Annotated in this window: 14 protein-coding genes; 9 read left to right on the forward strand and 5 right to left on the reverse strand. The window is 60.3% G+C overall.

Going from position 1 to position 14,441, the window contains the following annotated elements; all coding sequences use genetic code 11:
• The first annotated feature begins 143 nt into the window (after positions 1-143).
• The 8 genes from KW837_RS19220 (at position 144) to KW837_RS19255 (ending at position 8,106) form a co-directional block, all read left to right on the forward strand.
• Complete coding sequence (locus KW837_RS19220; protein ID WP_218397947.1) at positions 144-869, forward strand: RDD family protein; 726 nt, start codon at positions 144-146, stop codon at positions 867-869.
• A complete protein-coding gene (locus tag KW837_RS19225) occupies positions 866-1,843 on the forward strand; it encodes a stage II sporulation protein M (protein WP_218397949.1) in 978 nt (325 codons plus the stop codon). The genes KW837_RS19220 and KW837_RS19225 overlap by 4 nt, the downstream gene beginning before the upstream one ends.
• Positions 1,830-3,374: a DUF4129 domain-containing protein gene (locus tag KW837_RS19230; RefSeq protein WP_218397952.1), complete on the forward strand. Its 1,545-nt coding sequence runs from the start codon at positions 1,830-1,832 to the stop codon at positions 3,372-3,374. Before KW837_RS19225 ends, KW837_RS19230 begins: the two co-directional genes overlap by 14 nt.
• A complete protein-coding gene (locus tag KW837_RS19235; RefSeq protein ID WP_218397954.1) occupies positions 3,371-4,534 on the forward strand; it encodes a DUF4350 domain-containing protein in 1,164 nt (387 codons plus the stop codon). Before KW837_RS19230 ends, KW837_RS19235 begins: the two co-directional genes overlap by 4 nt.
• Positions 4,531-5,532 (forward strand): MoxR family ATPase, encoded by a 1,002-nt coding sequence (locus KW837_RS19240; protein WP_218397956.1) that lies wholly within the window; start codon positions 4,531-4,533, stop codon positions 5,530-5,532. The genes KW837_RS19235 and KW837_RS19240 overlap by 4 nt, the downstream gene beginning before the upstream one ends.
• Before the next feature lie 169 nt (positions 5,533-5,701).
• Positions 5,702-7,033 carry a DUF58 domain-containing protein gene (locus tag KW837_RS19245; RefSeq protein WP_218397958.1) on the forward strand — a complete coding sequence of 444 codons (1,332 nt, stop codon included), beginning with the start codon at positions 5,702-5,704 and terminating at the stop codon, positions 7,031-7,033.
• A gap of 137 nt (positions 7,034-7,170) precedes the next feature.
• A complete protein-coding gene (locus tag KW837_RS19250) occupies positions 7,171-7,419 on the forward strand; it encodes a hypothetical protein (protein WP_218397960.1) in 249 nt (82 codons plus the stop codon).
• Between the two features lie 300 nt (positions 7,420-7,719).
• A complete protein-coding gene (locus KW837_RS19255; protein WP_218397962.1) occupies positions 7,720-8,106 on the forward strand; it encodes a DUF6124 family protein in 387 nt (128 codons plus the stop codon).
• A 131-nt stretch (positions 8,107-8,237) separates the two neighbouring features.
• Here KW837_RS19255 and KW837_RS19260 read toward each other — a convergent pair whose 3' ends face one another.
• On the reverse strand, positions 8,238-8,597 hold the full coding sequence (locus tag KW837_RS19260; RefSeq protein WP_218397964.1) for a PilZ domain-containing protein: 360 nt from the start codon (positions 8,595-8,597) through the stop codon (positions 8,238-8,240).
• Between the two features lie 221 nt (positions 8,598-8,818).
• Entirely contained in the window at positions 8,819-9,202 is a 384-nt protein-coding gene (locus tag KW837_RS19265; protein ID WP_008069622.1) for a tol-pal system YbgF family protein, read from the reverse strand.
• 188 nt (positions 9,203-9,390) lie between these two features.
• Between KW837_RS19265 and pyk the strand changes: the two genes are divergently transcribed.
• Positions 9,391-10,842 carry a pyruvate kinase gene (gene pyk / locus KW837_RS19270; protein WP_218397966.1) on the forward strand — a complete coding sequence of 484 codons (1,452 nt, stop codon included), beginning with the start codon at positions 9,391-9,393 and terminating at the stop codon, positions 10,840-10,842.
• A 209-nt stretch (positions 10,843-11,051) separates the two neighbouring features.
• Here pyk and KW837_RS19275 read toward each other — a convergent pair whose 3' ends face one another.
• The 3 genes from KW837_RS19275 to KW837_RS19285 form a co-directional block, all read right to left on the reverse strand.
• On the reverse strand, positions 11,052-11,801 hold the full coding sequence (locus KW837_RS19275) for an enoyl-CoA hydratase-related protein (RefSeq protein WP_218397967.1): 750 nt from the start codon (positions 11,799-11,801) through the stop codon (positions 11,052-11,054).
• 134 nt (positions 11,802-11,935) lie between these two features.
• Positions 11,936-12,871: an iron-sulfur-binding ferredoxin reductase gene (locus KW837_RS19280; protein ID WP_218397969.1), complete on the reverse strand. Its 936-nt coding sequence runs from the start codon at positions 12,869-12,871 to the stop codon at positions 11,936-11,938.
• The gene (locus KW837_RS19285; RefSeq protein WP_218397972.1) at positions 12,864-13,970 is read right to left on the reverse strand and encodes a diguanylate cyclase; all 1,107 of its coding nucleotides are present in this window, start codon (positions 13,968-13,970) and stop codon (positions 12,864-12,866) included. Before KW837_RS19285 ends, KW837_RS19280 begins: the two co-directional genes overlap by 8 nt.
• Positions 13,971-14,441: the final 471 nt, after the last annotated feature.

Raw genomic sequence — 14,441 nt, forward strand, 5'->3', positions numbered from 1 at the left:
AGTCTAGGCGCACATAGGCCGCCCCGACCAGAAATCTTGTCATTCAATCACCTCTGACCACGCACCGTGCAATACATAGTTATGTCGTTTTCCCCCGAGAGGCTGCTAGCATCCGACGGACCAGGCCACATCAAGGTTTGCCCATGCTCGACACCACAGCACTGCCAGGGAAAGCGACGCTGTCCCGGCCACTGGACACGCGGTATCACGTCGAAACGCCCGAAGGCATCGACTTGCCGCTGCGCCCGGCCGGGTTGATGGTACGTGCGCTGGCGTTCGCCATCGACCTGGGCCTGCGCGGGATGATGCTGGGCCTGCTGTTCATTGTGTTGGCGTTTCTCGGAAAACTCGGCGCCGGGCTGGGTTCGATTCTGCTGTTCGTGGTGAGCTGGTGGTACATGGTGCTGTTCGAGGTGCTCAATCAGGGCCGCTCGCCGGGCAAGCAATGGATGGGATTGCGCGTGGTGCATGACGATGGCACGCCGATCGGCTGGTCCGCGTCCTTGCTGCGCAACCTGCTGCGATTTGTCGACATGTTGCCATTCGGCTACTTTCTCGGAGCAATCAGCTGCCTGCAACATCCCACCTTCAAACGCCTCGGCGACCTGGCCGCCGGTACGCTGGTGATCTACCGCGAACAACCGCTCACCCGACCGCAATTGCCCGACGTCCCGCCACGGCGCGCAGCCTTCACGCTGACGCTGACCGAGCAGCGCGCCATCCTCGGGTTTGCCGAGCGCCAGGGTGAACTCTCCGAGGCGCGGGTCAACGAGCTCGCCTCGATACTCGCGCAACCGTTGCAGGTATCGAAGCCGCAGGCGGTGGCCGAACTCAACGGCATCGCCCGCGGACTGTTGGGCCCCACATGAAGCAAAGCCTTTTCGAAAGTCGCCACAGTGCCGAATGGGAGCAGTTTGCACTCATGCTTGAACGGCTGGAACGCGGCAAGAACGCCTCAGGAGTCGCCAGTTTCCCCAGCGATTATCGACGGCTCTGCCAACACCTGGCCCTGGCTCAGGAACGCGGCTATAGCAGTTTCCTGATCGATTCATTGCAGCAACAGGTCCTGCGCGGGCATCAACAGCTTTATCGGCATCGCAGTCGACTGGGTGCCAACGTGTTGAGTTTCATCCTCGCCGATTTCCCGCGACTGGTGCGTGAGCAGTGGCGTTTCGTGCTTGCCGCCAGCCTGATGTTTTTTGGCAGCCTGATCGGCTTCGCGTTGCTGGTGTACCTGTTCCCCGACCTGATCTACAACCTGATCCCGGCCGAGCAAGTCAGTGAGATGCAAAGCATGTACGACCCCGTCGCCGGCCACCTGGGACGTTCGGCCGAACGGGCGGCCAGTGAAAACTGGGTGATGTTCGGTTACTACATCATGCACAACATCGGCATCGCCTTTCAGACCTTTGCCAGCGGTTTGCTGTTTGGCCTGGGCAGCGCGTTTTTCCTGTTCTTCAACGGGTTGATGATCGGTGCGGTGGCCGGGCACCTGACGTACATCGGCTATGGCCAAACGTTCTGGTCGTTCGTGATCGGCCATGGCGCCTTCGAACTGAGCGCCATTGCCCTGGCCGGCGCCGCAGGCCTGCAACTGGGCTGGGCCTTGATCGCGCCGGGGCGTTTGCCTCGCGCCGAAGCCCTGCAGTTGGCGGCGCGCAAGAGCGTGTTGCTGATTTGCGGGGTCATGCTGTTTCTGCTGATTGCGGCGTTTATCGAAGCCTACTGGTCGTCGAGGACCGGGCTCGCGCCGCTGACCAAATACCTGGTCGGCGCGGCGCTCTGGTTGTTGGTGGCGACTTATCTGCTGTTTGCCGGACGGACTCGCCATGCGCCTGAGTGATGCCAGTGTGGTGATCCGCCCGCGCACGACCTGGGAAGCCATGGACCTGGGAGTGCTGCTGAGTCAGCGCCATCGACGCCTGTTGATGACCAGTTGGGCCATCGTGACCTTGCCGATCTTCGCTCTGCTCACCTTGCTGTTGTGGGATTCACCCTCCCTCGCCGTATTCCTGTTCTGGTGGCTCAAACCAGCGTTCGATCGGCTGCCGCTGTACATCCTGTCCAAAGCCATGTTCGGCGAAACGCCCACACTGAAGCAGGCCCTGCGCCAATGGCCGCGCCTGCTCAAACCGCAATTGCTGGCCAGCCTGACCTGGCGTCGCCTGAGCCTGAGCCGCAGTTTTCTGATGCCGGTGGTGCAACTCGAAGGTCTGGCGGGCGAAGCACGCCAACAACGTTTGCGCGTACTGCTGCAGCGCAACGCGGGTGCCGCCCAATGGCTGACGATCATCGGCGTGCATTTGGAAACCGCGCTGTGGATCGGCTTGATGGTGCTGTTCTACATGCTCTTGCCGCAACAGGTCGAACTCGACTGGGGCTGGCAGACCTTGATTACCGCCGCCACCCAAGACTGGCGCTGGCTGGAACACCTGACCAATACCTTTTACGCTCTGGTGCTGATTGTCTGGGAACCGATCTATGTGGCCTGCGGTTTCAGCCTTTATCTGAACCGGCGCACGCGGCTGGAAGCCTGGGACATCGAGCTGATCTTTCGCCGATTGCGCCAACGCTTGACCAGCGCGGTCGTCCCGCTGCTGCTGGCCGCGATGCTGCTGGTGCCGACGGCGGAAAGCGTCTGGGCCACCGAACCGGTTATCTCACCGGACTCTGCGCGTCTGCTGGAACAACCTCTGACCAGCCAGGCATCCCGGGACAGCATCAAGGCCATCCTCGAGCAGCCGCCGTTCAAGAACAAGGAAACGGTCACGCGCTATCGTTTTGGCGAAGACAAACCCGCCCCCGACACTGCGGACAATGGTCAAACACCCGCCTGGCTGAAGGCGCTGTTTAGCTTGCTGGACAGCCAACGCTTTGGCGTATTGGCCAACCTGATCGAAGTGTTGCTGTGGGGCACAGTGATCGGCGCCATTGGGCTATTGATCTGGCGTTACCGCGACTGGCTGCAGGCCTTTGTCAGCCGTCGACCCACGTTAAATCGTAAAGTCGCGCGGCCGTTACCGCAGCAGGCGTTCGGCCTGGACCTCAATCGCGAAACCCTGCCCGCCGACATCGCCGCCAGCGCCGAAAGCCTCTGGCAGACCCATCCCCGTGAAGCCCTCGGGTTGCTCTATCGCGCCCTGCTTAGCCACTTGCTGCACGATTTCAACATGGCGCTCAAGCCCGCCGACACCGAAGGTGAAGTTCTTCAGCGGGTCGAACAACTGCAACAACCTGCCTTGCTGGCCTTCAGTAAAAACCTCACCGGGCACTGGCAGAACATGGCCTACGGGCATCGCCTGCCTCCGGCGCATTTGCAGCAGGAACTCTGTGACGGCTGGCGCGCGTTATTCGGTCCCGGAGCGGCCCGTTGAACCGGCGTTTGTGGCTTTCGGTCGGTGCGATCATCGCCCTGCTCGTGTGTGCGCTGAGTGTTTACCTGTATTTCAAGGCCATACCCTATCAGGCAGAAATCGATCACGGCCCGTCCCCCGAAGCACAGGCCAACCCCTACCTGGCGGCCGAGCATTTTCTGCGTAAACAGGGCCTGACTGTCAGCCACGCCAACAGCCTCGACATCTTGCCGACGCTCGAGCCTCACCAGCACAGTTTGTTGTTGCTCGGCGATCGGTCGAACATGTCGCCGCGACAGGTGGATCAGGTGTTGAACTGGACCCGGGCCGGCGGACGTCTTTTATTTGTCGCCGAAGCCCTGTGGGACGAGAAGACCGGTCAGAGCAATGACCTGCTGCTCGATCGGGTGCAGGTGCACCAGTCCCTGAGCAAAGACCTCAAGGAACTGCCGCCCGATCCTGAAGACGACCCCTACCCCAAACTGACCAAGCTGTACCTGGAAAACGAAGAGGCGCCGGCCTACGTCAGCTTCGATACCGCGTTCCATCTCGACGACCCGAAAAACCTCGCCCAGGCCTGGGCCAACAGCGGCAAGGCCACGCACATGATGCAACTGGCTCACGGGCTGGGTTCGATCACCGTGGTCACCGACGCCGACCTCTGGAAAACCCCGGTCATCGACCAGTACGATAACGCCTGGCTGCTGTGGTACCTGACGGCCGACACCGACGTGACCCTGCTGTTCAATACTGATCACGACAGTCTGCTGACCTTGCTGTGGCGCAACTTTCCACAAGCACTGGTGGCCCTGATTGCCTTGATTGCCTTGGGGTTCTGGCACGTCGGCGTGCGCAACGGCCCATTGCTCGAACCTGCCCCAAGGGCGCGTCGTCAACTTCAGGAACACCTGCGTGCCAGTGCCGATTTCATGCTCCGTCACAACGGTCAGCACAGCCTGTTGCAAGCCTTGCAACAAGACATCCTGCGTCGTGTCCGTCACCGTCATCCCGGTTTTGAACAACTCGGCGTTGCCGAACAATGGCTGGTGCTCGCACGCCTGACTGGCCAACCCACACGCGCCATCAGCCAGGCCATGAGCCCGCGACCGAAGCAGCGGCTGCCCAGCGCTGAATTCAGCCGTCAGGTCGCCCAGCTGCAAACCTTGAGGAACGCCTTATGAGTGAACAGATCGAGCCCGGCACACAGACCCACGCCGCCCAGCAGCGCCAGCGCGCCAGTCAGTTAGCCCAAGCGATAAGAACAGAATTGCAAAAAGCCGTGATCGGCCAGAACACTGTGATCGACGACGTGCTCACCGCCCTGATCGCCGGCGGCCATGTGCTGCTCGAAGGCGTGCCGGGGTTGGGCAAGACGTTGCTGGTGCGTGCCCTCGCTCGCTGCTTCGGCGGTGAATACGCACGCATCCAGTTCACCCCGGACCTGATGCCCAGCGATGTCACCGGGCACGCGGTGTACGACTTGCAAACCGAGCAATTCAAACTGCGCAAAGGCCCGCTGTTTACCAACCTGCTGCTGGCCGACGAGATCAACCGCGCCCCGGCGAAAACCCAGGCGGCGCTGCTCGAAGCCATGCAGGAACGCCAGGTCACCCTCGAAGGCCGCGCCCTGCCGATCGCGCAACCGTTCATGGTACTCGCCACGCAAAACCCCATCGAACAGGAAGGCACTTACCCGTTGCCGGAAGCCGAGCTCGACCGCTTCATGCTCAAGGTGCGCATGGACTACCCCGATGCCGATCAGGAACTGGACATGGTGCGCCAGGTCAGCCGCTCGACCCGCGCCGACATGCTCGACGTGCAACCGCTGCGCACCGTGTTGCAAGCCAAGGACGTGCTGGCCTTGCAACGCATTGCCAGTGATCTGCCCATGGACGATCAGGTACTCGATTACGCCGTGCGCCTGGCCCGCACCACCCGAACCTGGCCGGGGTTGACCCTCGGCGCCGGGCCACGCGCTTCAATCGCGCTGGTACGTTGCGCCCGCGCCCGGGCCTTGTTGCGCGGCGGCGAGTTTGTGATTCCGGATGACATCAAGGGTTGCGCGCTGTCGGTGTTGCGCCATCGGGTGCGGATTGCCCCGGAACTGGACATCGAAGGGCTGGAAGTCGATCAGGTACTCAAACAACTGCTCGATCAAGTGCCGGCGCCGCGCCTGTGACCACAGTCATGCGACGCCTCCTTGTGGCGAGGGAGCTTGCTCCCGCTGGGTTGCGCAGCAGCCCCAAAACCAGTCGACGCGTACTGTCAGGTAAAACGCGTCTACCGGTTCTACGACTGCTTCGCAGCCGAGCGGGAGCAAGCTCCCTCACCACAAAAGGTGTGCGCTGATGAAGCCTTCTCGCCTTCTCCTGATCTGGCTCGCGCTACTGTTGGCCATCGGCATCGTGCTAGGCACGTTGCGAGCCTTGGACATCGCCATTCCATCCAGCCTGTTATCGATCAACTGGGGATTGCTCCTGGCGCTGCTGGCCCTGGCGATACTCGATGCCATCCGCCTCAAACGACTGCCCTCGCCTCGTGTGCAACGGCATATGCCCGGCAGCCTGGCGCTCGGTCGATGGGGCGAAGTACGGCTGGAGGTCGAGCATGATCTTGCCCAGCCCTTGAGCATTCAGCTCTTCGACCACGTGCCGGACGGCCTGAGCTTCGAAAACCTGCCACTGCCAGTCGAGCTGCAACCCGGCCTGCGCAGCCACATCGGCTATCGGCTACGCCCCCTCAAACGCGGCCATTTCACCTTTGAACACTGCGAAATCCGCCTGCCAAGTCCGTTGGGTCTGTGGCTCGACAAACGCATTCTGAACCTGACCCACCACACCCGCGTCTACCCCGACTTCGCTCACCTCTACGGCGGCCAACTGTTGGCGGTAGACAACTGGCTCAGTCAACTCGGCGTGCGTCAACGTCAACGCCGTGGTCTGGGTCTGGAGTTTCACCAGTTACGGGAATTCAGAGAAGGCGACAGCCTGCGTCAGATCGACTGGAAAGCCACTGCGCGCCAACGCACGCCAATTGCCCGGGAGTACCAGGACGAACGCGATCAACAGATCATGTTCCTGCTTGACTGCGGCCGGCGCATGCGCAGCCAGGACGGTGAACTGTCGCATTTCGACCATGCACTCAACGCCTGCCTGCTGCTCAGTTACGTCGCGCTACGTCAAGGTGATGCGGTGGGCCTGTGTACCTTCGCCAGCGACTCGCCACGCTACCTCGCTCCGGTCAAGGGCACAGACCAGCTCAACGTGTTGCTCAACACCGTCTACGACCTGGCCAGCACGCAACGCCCTGCCGATTACCCAGCCGCCATCAACCAGCTGCTGGCCCGACAAAAACGCCGGGCACTGGTGGTACTGGTCACCAACCTGCGAGACGAAGACGACGAAGAACTGCTCACCGCCGTCAAACGCCTGGGCCGTCAACATCGAGTGCTGGTGGTCAGCCTGCGCGAAGAGGTGCTCGACAGTCTGCGGCACGCGCCGGTACAAACATTGCCCGAGGCGCTGGCCTATTGCGGGATAGTGGATTATATGAATGTACGGGCAGAGCTCCATGAGCAGTTGAGTGCTCATGGTGTTCCGGTGCTGGATGCTCGGCCCTCAGAACTGGGGGCCGAGATGGTGACGCGGTATATGGGATGGAAAAAAGCTGGAACGATGTAATGGCCAATCCCATACAAAATAGTCATGTCACGATATGAATATAATGTGCGAGCACGTATGACTAGCTCCCACCCCAGAGTAATTACGAGAAGCAGTCCCACCCAACAATCTGATAGCTCTATCACAAGGAATCAATCATGGACGAGGCAAAACTATTCGCTTCAGTGCTAACGCAGATCAATGAGAACCAACTGGCATTGTGTGCCGCTGTAGAGGAGCTATCGAATTGGGTGGCGCAGCAAGGGGCTGCCGAAACAGCGGATAACATCCGATGCGCCTTACAAACGCTAGATGCAAACCAAGATTTTATCTCTTTGGCACTTATTTCTATCTCCACCGATTTTAAAGATTCACAGATTCCCAAAAAGCCTGATCTTAATGACTAGCTAACCTTCAATATTTGTAGTTTCTCCTAGGCATTACCCGATATTCCTGATCGTGTAGTAACGAGGGGGCAATAAGCTCTGCCATGTAAAAACTGACGTTAATGGCCGGTAATCTGCTTGTTGTCCTCTCCCATCAGGCTTCGCGAATAACTGCGCTAATGACTACAGAATGAAGCGCCTCTGCCTACAAATATCAGCGACCCGTCTGATTGTGGGTGGTGTCCGTCCCGACATAAGGTTCTCCTGTCGCCGCCCTTTCGTTATTTCCGAATCGGTGGCAGCCCCAACAAGGAGTTAACCGTGATAACGCCCCGACCCAACCCACTCAAAACCACCTCCAGTTCGCCCTACAGCACCCTCGACTCGAGAAAACTCCACGAAGCTGCCGACAGGGCCCTCGATCACTATCTCAAACGGGAAAACACTAAACCGTGCTTTGCCGAAGAACGCACCACCGAGGAACGATCCATGAAGATGTTCACCGTCGTATCCGATGCAAACCCCGAAGCCCTCATCATCCAGACCTATGAAACCTTTTCTTCGGTGAGCCTTCTGCTGCTGGACCTGGCGGACAGCCTGGAAGACAAACAGCGGCATCTGGCGATGGCGATTTATCAGATGAGCGAGATGGGGTTGATGCTGGCGGAGCGGTCGCTGGATATCGAGCGGGCGATTAAGCCAGCCTAGCCTTTAAGTATTGGCCGTCTGGCCTGACGCCATCGCGGGCAAGCCCGCTCCCACAGGGATCTTCGGTGAACACCGCCGAAACTGTGGGAGCGGGCTTGCCCGCGATGGCAATAGTGAAAGCGCCGCAGCCTTCAAGCAGAGGCAGGCAATGGCTGAAAACTGAAGTACTGCCTCAACGCCTCCACCAATTGCCCATACTCCGGCGGTGCCCGTTGCAGGCTGAAGCCGGCGTCATAGTGGTGGGGGGTTGCGTCTTCGTGGCACCACAGACAGCAGGCATCGAGGTCGATCACCTGATGACAATGGCCATCCATGGGGATTTTCAGGCGCAGATTAAAATCGGCGCCCACCATCATCGGCAACTGGCTGATCAACATCAGCCCATCCTCGGACAGATTACCCAGAAAGCCGATGGGCTTGTCGGTGACGCTGTTGAACACTTTGAGAAAATACGGCAGTTGATGCCGCTCGATCCGGCGGTCAGTGAACATGCTGATTTCGCTACGCAAGGCCCTTAAGCAGGGCCGCACCAATACTTCGGAACGGGCCTGCTCTATTGTTTTATAGGCATCAGCCGCGCTCTCCCGATCCTGGTGCGACAGCCCTTCCAACCGCTGTCGCTTACTGCTGCCGATCACAGGTGTTACCTCGAATTAGAGGCAAGGCTCTAAACCGATCCATTGGACTATAGCTCACCGCTGTCGCATGACAATCAGAACCGGGTTGGACGCACCGCCGCTGCGCTGCGGGTCGGGTAATGGCCCAGGCTCTGCAAGGTTTCCAGGCGGGCACGGGCGCGGTAGGCGTATTCGCTTTGCGGGTAAGAGGCAATGATGAACTGGTAAGTCTGCGCCGCATCGATAAACAGCTTCTGCCGTTCCAGGCACTGGCCGCGCATCATCGACACTTCCGGCCACACATAAGGCCGCGCATGGCTGGCACGCTCGACCTTGGACAGTTCGAGCATCACCTGCTCGCAGTTGCCGCGCTCATAGGCGCTGTAGGCATTATTCAAATGATGGTTCATCGACCAACGGGTGCAGCCCGTGACACTGAGGGCACTAATGGCAAGGGCGGCAATGAGCACGAATCGCATGGGGGATCTCCTGTCTTGAGCTCTGTATCGACCCGTTGGCGGAAATCTTCAGGACGGTTTGTGCCGATTGTCGCGTTCAATAAAGAAACTAATAACCAAGTTCTTCAAAAAAAGTAGTGCAAACGAACAATGACTACACCTACGGACCATAGTAGCCTCTGCTAGCGCTTGAACTCAGGAGTCTATGCATGTCCGTCCGTCGCACCAAAATCGTCGCTACCCTTGGCCCGGCCAGTAACTCGCCGGAAGTTCTCGAACAGCTGATTCTGGCTGGCCTGGACGTCGCCCGTCTGAACTTCTCCCACGGCACCCCCGACGAGCACAAGGCTCGCGCGAAGCTGGTGCGTGACCTCGCTGCCAAGCACGGCCGCTTCGTCGCCCTGCTGGGTGACCTGCAAGGCCCGAAAATTCGTATCGCCAAATTCGCCAACAAGAAGATCGAGCTGAAGATCGGTGATCAATTCACCTTCTCTACCAGCCATCCGTTGACCGAAGGCAACCAACAAGTGGTCGGCATCGACTACCCGGACCTGGTGAAAGACTGCGGCGTGGGCGACGAGTTGCTGCTCGACGACGGCCGCGTGGTGATGCGCGTCGACACCGCCACCGCCACCGAGCTGCATTGCACCGTGACCATCGGCGGCCCGCTGTCGGACCACAAAGGCATCAACCGTCGCGGCGGCGGCCTGACCGCACCGGCCCTGACCGAAAAAGACAAGGCCGACATCAAGCTCGCAGCCGAAATGGAAGTCGACTACCTCGCGGTGTCCTTCCCGCGCGACGCCGCCGACATGGAATACGCCCGTCAACTGCGCGACGAAGCCGGCGGTACTGCCTGGCTGGTGGCGAAGATCGAACGCGCCGAAGCCGTAGCCGACGACGAAACCCTCGACGGCCTGATCAAAGCCTCCGACGCGGTGATGGTTGCCCGTGGTGACCTGGGTGTGGAAATCGGCGACGCCGAACTGGTGGGCATTCAGAAGAAAATCATTCTGCATGCACGCCGCCACAACAAAGCGGTGATCGTTGCGACCCAGATGATGGAGTCGATGATCCAGAACCCGATGCCGACCCGCGCCGAAGTCTCCGACGTAGCCAACGCCGTGCTCGACTACACCGACGCCGTGATGCTCTCGGCCGAAAGTGCTGCCGGTTTGTACCCGCTGGAAGCCGTGCAAGCCATGGCGCGCATCTGCATCGGCGCTGAAAAGCACCCGACCAGCAAGACCTCCAGCCACCGCATCGGCAAGGTCTTCGAAAGCTGCGACCAGAGCATCGCGCTGGCGGCCATGTACACCGCCAACCACTTCCCGGGCGTGAAGGCGATCATCGCGTTGACCGAAAGTGGCTACACGCCGTTGATCATGTCGCGCATCCGTTCCTCGGTGCCGATCTACGCGTTCTCCCCGCACCGCGAAACCCAGGCCCGCGCGGCCATGTTCCGTGGCGTCTACACCGTACCGTTCGACCCGGCGTCCTTGCCGCCTGAGCAAGTCAGCCAGGCTGCGATCGACGAGTTGCTCAAGTTGGGTGTGGTCGAGAAAGGCGACTGGGTCATCCTGACCAAGGGCGACAGCTACCACACCACCGGCGGCACCAACGGGATGAAAATCCTGCACGTTGGCGACCCGATGGTCTGAGTGATCGAGCGCTGAAAAACAAAAGCCCCGCCATGTGAATGGCGGGGCTTTTTGCATGCTGATCCGAAAGAGATGTAGTTCGGTCTGGCCTCTTCGCGAGCAAGCCCGCTCCCACAGGGGATTTGTGGGTGACACAAAACCTGTGAACACTGCAGATCCAATGTGGGAGCGGGCTTGCTCGCGAAGAGGCCCGCCCGGCCACCGCGGGTTTAATGCCTGTTGATAAACCCCGACAACGCCGCCATCGCTTCCGGCGAACGCAGCCGCTGGGTGAACAACGCGCCCTCTTCTTCTATCACCTTGCGTATCTGTTCCCGATCCGGCGCTTTCATCAATTGCTTGCTGATGCGCACCGCTTCCGCCGGCAACGACTCGAAACGCAACGCCATCTCCCGTGCCTTGGCCAACACCGCTTCGCCACTGCCTAAAGCTTCAGTCGCGATCCCCCAAACCGCCGCCTGTTCACCACTGAAACCCTCGCCCAGCAACAACAGCTCCGCCGCTTTGGCATGCCCGAGCATTCGCGGCAGGATCAGGCTGGAGCCGAACTCAGGGCATAACCCGAGGTTGACGAACGGCATGCGCAACCGGGCGTCGGTGCTGACGTAAACCAGATCGCAATGCAGCAGCATCGTCGTACCGATCCCCACCGCCGCGCCGGCCACGGCGGCGATCACCGGCTTGCGGCACTCGAGCAAATTGAGCATGAAGTGGAACACGGGGCTGTCGAGGTTGCTCGGGGGTTGCTGGAGGAAATCAAAGATGTCGTTGCCGGCGGTGAAACATTCGGCGCTGCCGGTGATCAGCACTGCGTTGATTTCGGGATCACTGTCGGCAAGCCGCAAACCCTCCGCCAGTTGGCTGTACATGGCACGCGTCAGGGCGTTTTTCTTCTCGGGGCGATTGATACGCAGGGTCAGCAGGCCGCGCTCGCGTTCAAACTGGATGGTATCGGGCATGGTGAGTCCTGATCTGAGAGGATCAACTGTGGCGAGCGAGCTTGCTCGCGCTTGAGTGCGCAGCGCTCACAAACTTTTGGGGCCGCTGCGCAGCCCAGCGCGAGCAAGCTCGCTCGCCACAGAGAAATCAGCGCTCAACCACGGGGTAGAAAGACATCCGCCAGCAGTTGATTGCGCGGCAATCCCGCCAGGTACAGGCGCCGGGCAAAGGCGTCGACGCTGTCGGGGGCCCCGCAGACTAAGGCCAGGGTTTGCCGCGAAACAAGGCGCAGTTGTGCCAAAGCCGCGGACAACTCGGCCGCGGTCCACAGCTCGATGCTAAGGTTTTCACGGCCGTCGGCCATGGCTTGCAGGGGTTTGGCCAGATAATGCTCACCCGCATCATGGGCCAGGTGAATGACGCGGATGGGGCCCTGGTGATCCTGACGCAAGGCTTCGCGCAAAATACCGAATAACGGCCCCAGACCGGTGCCGGCCGCCAATAACCACAGCGGTCGGGTATGCCAGTCCGGGTCGTAATGCAACGCTCCACCGCGCAACTCGCCGAGGCGGATCGGATCGCCGATTTTCAACTGGCGTGCCGAATCACTGAACTCCCCGGGCTGACGGCAATCGAGGTGAAACTCCAAAAAGCGATCTTCTTCCGGCAGACTGGCCAGGGAATACGGTCGCGCAATCTGGCCCGCCCACAACACCAGATGCTGCCCCGCCTGATAGCGCAACGGTCGCTCACTCGTCAGGCGTAAACGCAAAACGCTGGGGCTCAGCCAATCGCTGGCGGCCACTTGAGCGGCAAGTCCATCACGCAACGGGTCAAAGGTTTCGACTTGCAGATCATCGACCACCTGGCACTGACAGGCCAACCGCCAACCCTGCTGACGCTGCTCATGGCTCAAGGCATCGGGACGGCTGTCGCTGGGCAAGCCCTCGACACATTTAACCAGGCACGCATGGCAACTGCCGGCGCGGCAGCTATAGGGCACCGACACGCCGTTCTGATTCAAGGCATCGAGCAGGTTGCTCCCCGCCGCCACCGTCCATTGGCGTTCGCCGACCCGTAACTCAGGCATCGACATTCTCCCAGGCCGCCGCGCAACGGTTACGGCCATCACGCTTGGCGCGATACAGCGCCTGATCCGCGCGGTGCAAGGCATCATCCAGATCGTCGCCGAGCGTCAACAAAGTCATGCCCACCGACAGGCTGAGGTTGCGCACATCCAGGCCGACCAATTCGACATCCATGAACGCAATGCGCAACCGCTCACAACACGCCGTCAGGCGCTCGGCATCGCAATCGGGTAACAGCACCACGAACTCTTCACCGCCATAACGGGCCAGAACATCGCCATCGCGCAGGCAGGCGGTGGCCACTCCGGCAAACGCTTGCAGCACCTGATCGCCGGCGGCATGGCCATGAACATCGTTGATGCGTTTGAAGTGATCGAGGTCGATCAACGCCAGGCCATGCACCACATCGGCTTCCATGGCGTTCAACTCGCGTGAGGCCAGGCGCAGGAAATGCCGGCGGTTGAACAGCCCGGTGAGTTCGTCGGTCGCCACCAGGCCTTCGAGCTGGCGCATCATCCCGCGCAGGGTGTCTTGATGCGCCTGCAAGGCAAACCGCCGCTGACGCATACGCTGGCGCGACATCTGGACGTAACGGGCGTAAAGCACCAGCCACGCGAGTACCACCAACAGCACGCACACCTGCAACAGGGCCAGCGTCGGGTCGGGCAGCTGAAAGTGGTAGCCCTCCCACAAGGTGATGGCGCTGAAACTGAAAAACACCAGAAACGCGCAACGGGCGAAAGCCGTGCGCGAAAGATGAAACAGCCCGAACAACAGAATCAGCAGGTAAAACACCAGAAACGCGCCGCGCGCCTCGTCCAGGTGCGCTATCAGCCAGGTTTGCCAACCCAGCCCCAGCAGTATTTGCACTTCGGTCAGGCTCGGATCGGAAAAACGCAGGTTGCGACCGCTCGAGAACACCGCGAACAACACCGCCTGGCTGAGCACCACCAACGCGCTGCCGATCGCCATGCCGGTGACGGATTCCTGGTAGTGACCGGTGAAAAACGCCAGCCACAGCAGCAGCAAAGCCAAGGCGTAAGTGCCGGCTGCAAGGGCAAAGCGTTTAAGCAAAAGCCGCTGAATGGCGTTATGGGTCAATCGCTGATTCACCGTGGGAAAGGAGGCTGATCGAGTGTCCTACTCTACAGGCCGGATGCCACTTTAGTGGCGAGTCTGATAAATGACCATTCAATTTTCGGGGCAGAAAACTGGCGTCAAAGCCATGACCCTAACTCCATGTGAGCCGAGCCTTGCAGCATTCCTTATAGCAGCCGCCGAAGGCTGCGTTCGCTGTAGCAGCTGTCGAGCTTGCGAGGCTGCGTTCGGCTGCGAAGCAGTCGTGAATCCGGCTGACGCAGTCTGCCTGACATACCGCAATCTCAGATTTTACGACTGCTTCGCAGCCGAACGCAGCCTTCGGCAGCTGCTACAGGTTCTGCATTGGGGCGGGTTCATCAATATGGGCGGTATGCGACCAACGTTTGACTGTCAACGGATGTGCCCGCCTGCGAGGCGCGGTATACTGCCGCGCCTTTTTAGCGTCGCGCCAGCATGCCCGGCGTGCCTTGA

The sequence above is a fragment of the Pseudomonas sp. PDM24 genome, assembly GCF_019218905.1.
GTDB lineage: Bacteria > Pseudomonadota > Gammaproteobacteria > Pseudomonadales > Pseudomonadaceae > Aquipseudomonas.

Excerpts from the sequence above, each read along its gene's own strand:
- KW837_RS19220 (WP_218397947.1), top strand. The coding sequence starts at position 144 with ATGCTCGACACCACAGCACTGCCAGGGAAAGCGACGCTGTCCCGGCCA.
- KW837_RS19225 (WP_218397949.1), top strand. The coding sequence starts at position 866 with ATGAAGCAAAGCCTTTTCGAAAGTCGCCACAGTGCCGAATGGGAGCAG.
- KW837_RS19230 (WP_218397952.1), top strand. The coding sequence starts at position 1,830 with ATGCGCCTGAGTGATGCCAGTGTGGTGATCCGCCCGCGCACGACCTGG.
- KW837_RS19240 (WP_218397956.1), top strand. The coding sequence starts at position 4,531 with ATGAGTGAACAGATCGAGCCCGGCACACAGACCCACGCCGCCCAGCAG.
- KW837_RS19245 (WP_218397958.1), top strand. The coding sequence starts at position 5,702 with ATGAAGCCTTCTCGCCTTCTCCTGATCTGGCTCGCGCTACTGTTGGCC.
- KW837_RS19250 (WP_218397960.1), top strand. The coding sequence starts at position 7,171 with ATGGACGAGGCAAAACTATTCGCTTCAGTGCTAACGCAGATCAATGAG.
- KW837_RS19260 (WP_218397964.1), bottom strand. The coding sequence starts at position 8,597 with ATGTTCACTGACCGCCGGATCGAGCGGCATCAACTGCCGTATTTTCTC.
- KW837_RS19265 (WP_008069622.1), bottom strand. The coding sequence starts at position 9,202 with ATGCGATTCGTGCTCATTGCCGCCCTTGCCATTAGTGCCCTCAGTGTC.
- pyk (WP_218397966.1), top strand. The coding sequence starts at position 9,391 with ATGTCCGTCCGTCGCACCAAAATCGTCGCTACCCTTGGCCCGGCCAGT.
- KW837_RS19275 (WP_218397967.1), bottom strand. The coding sequence starts at position 11,801 with ATGCCCGATACCATCCAGTTTGAACGCGAGCGCGGCCTGCTGACCCTG.
- KW837_RS19280 (WP_218397969.1), bottom strand. The coding sequence starts at position 12,871 with ATGCCTGAGTTACGGGTCGGCGAACGCCAATGGACGGTGGCGGCGGGG.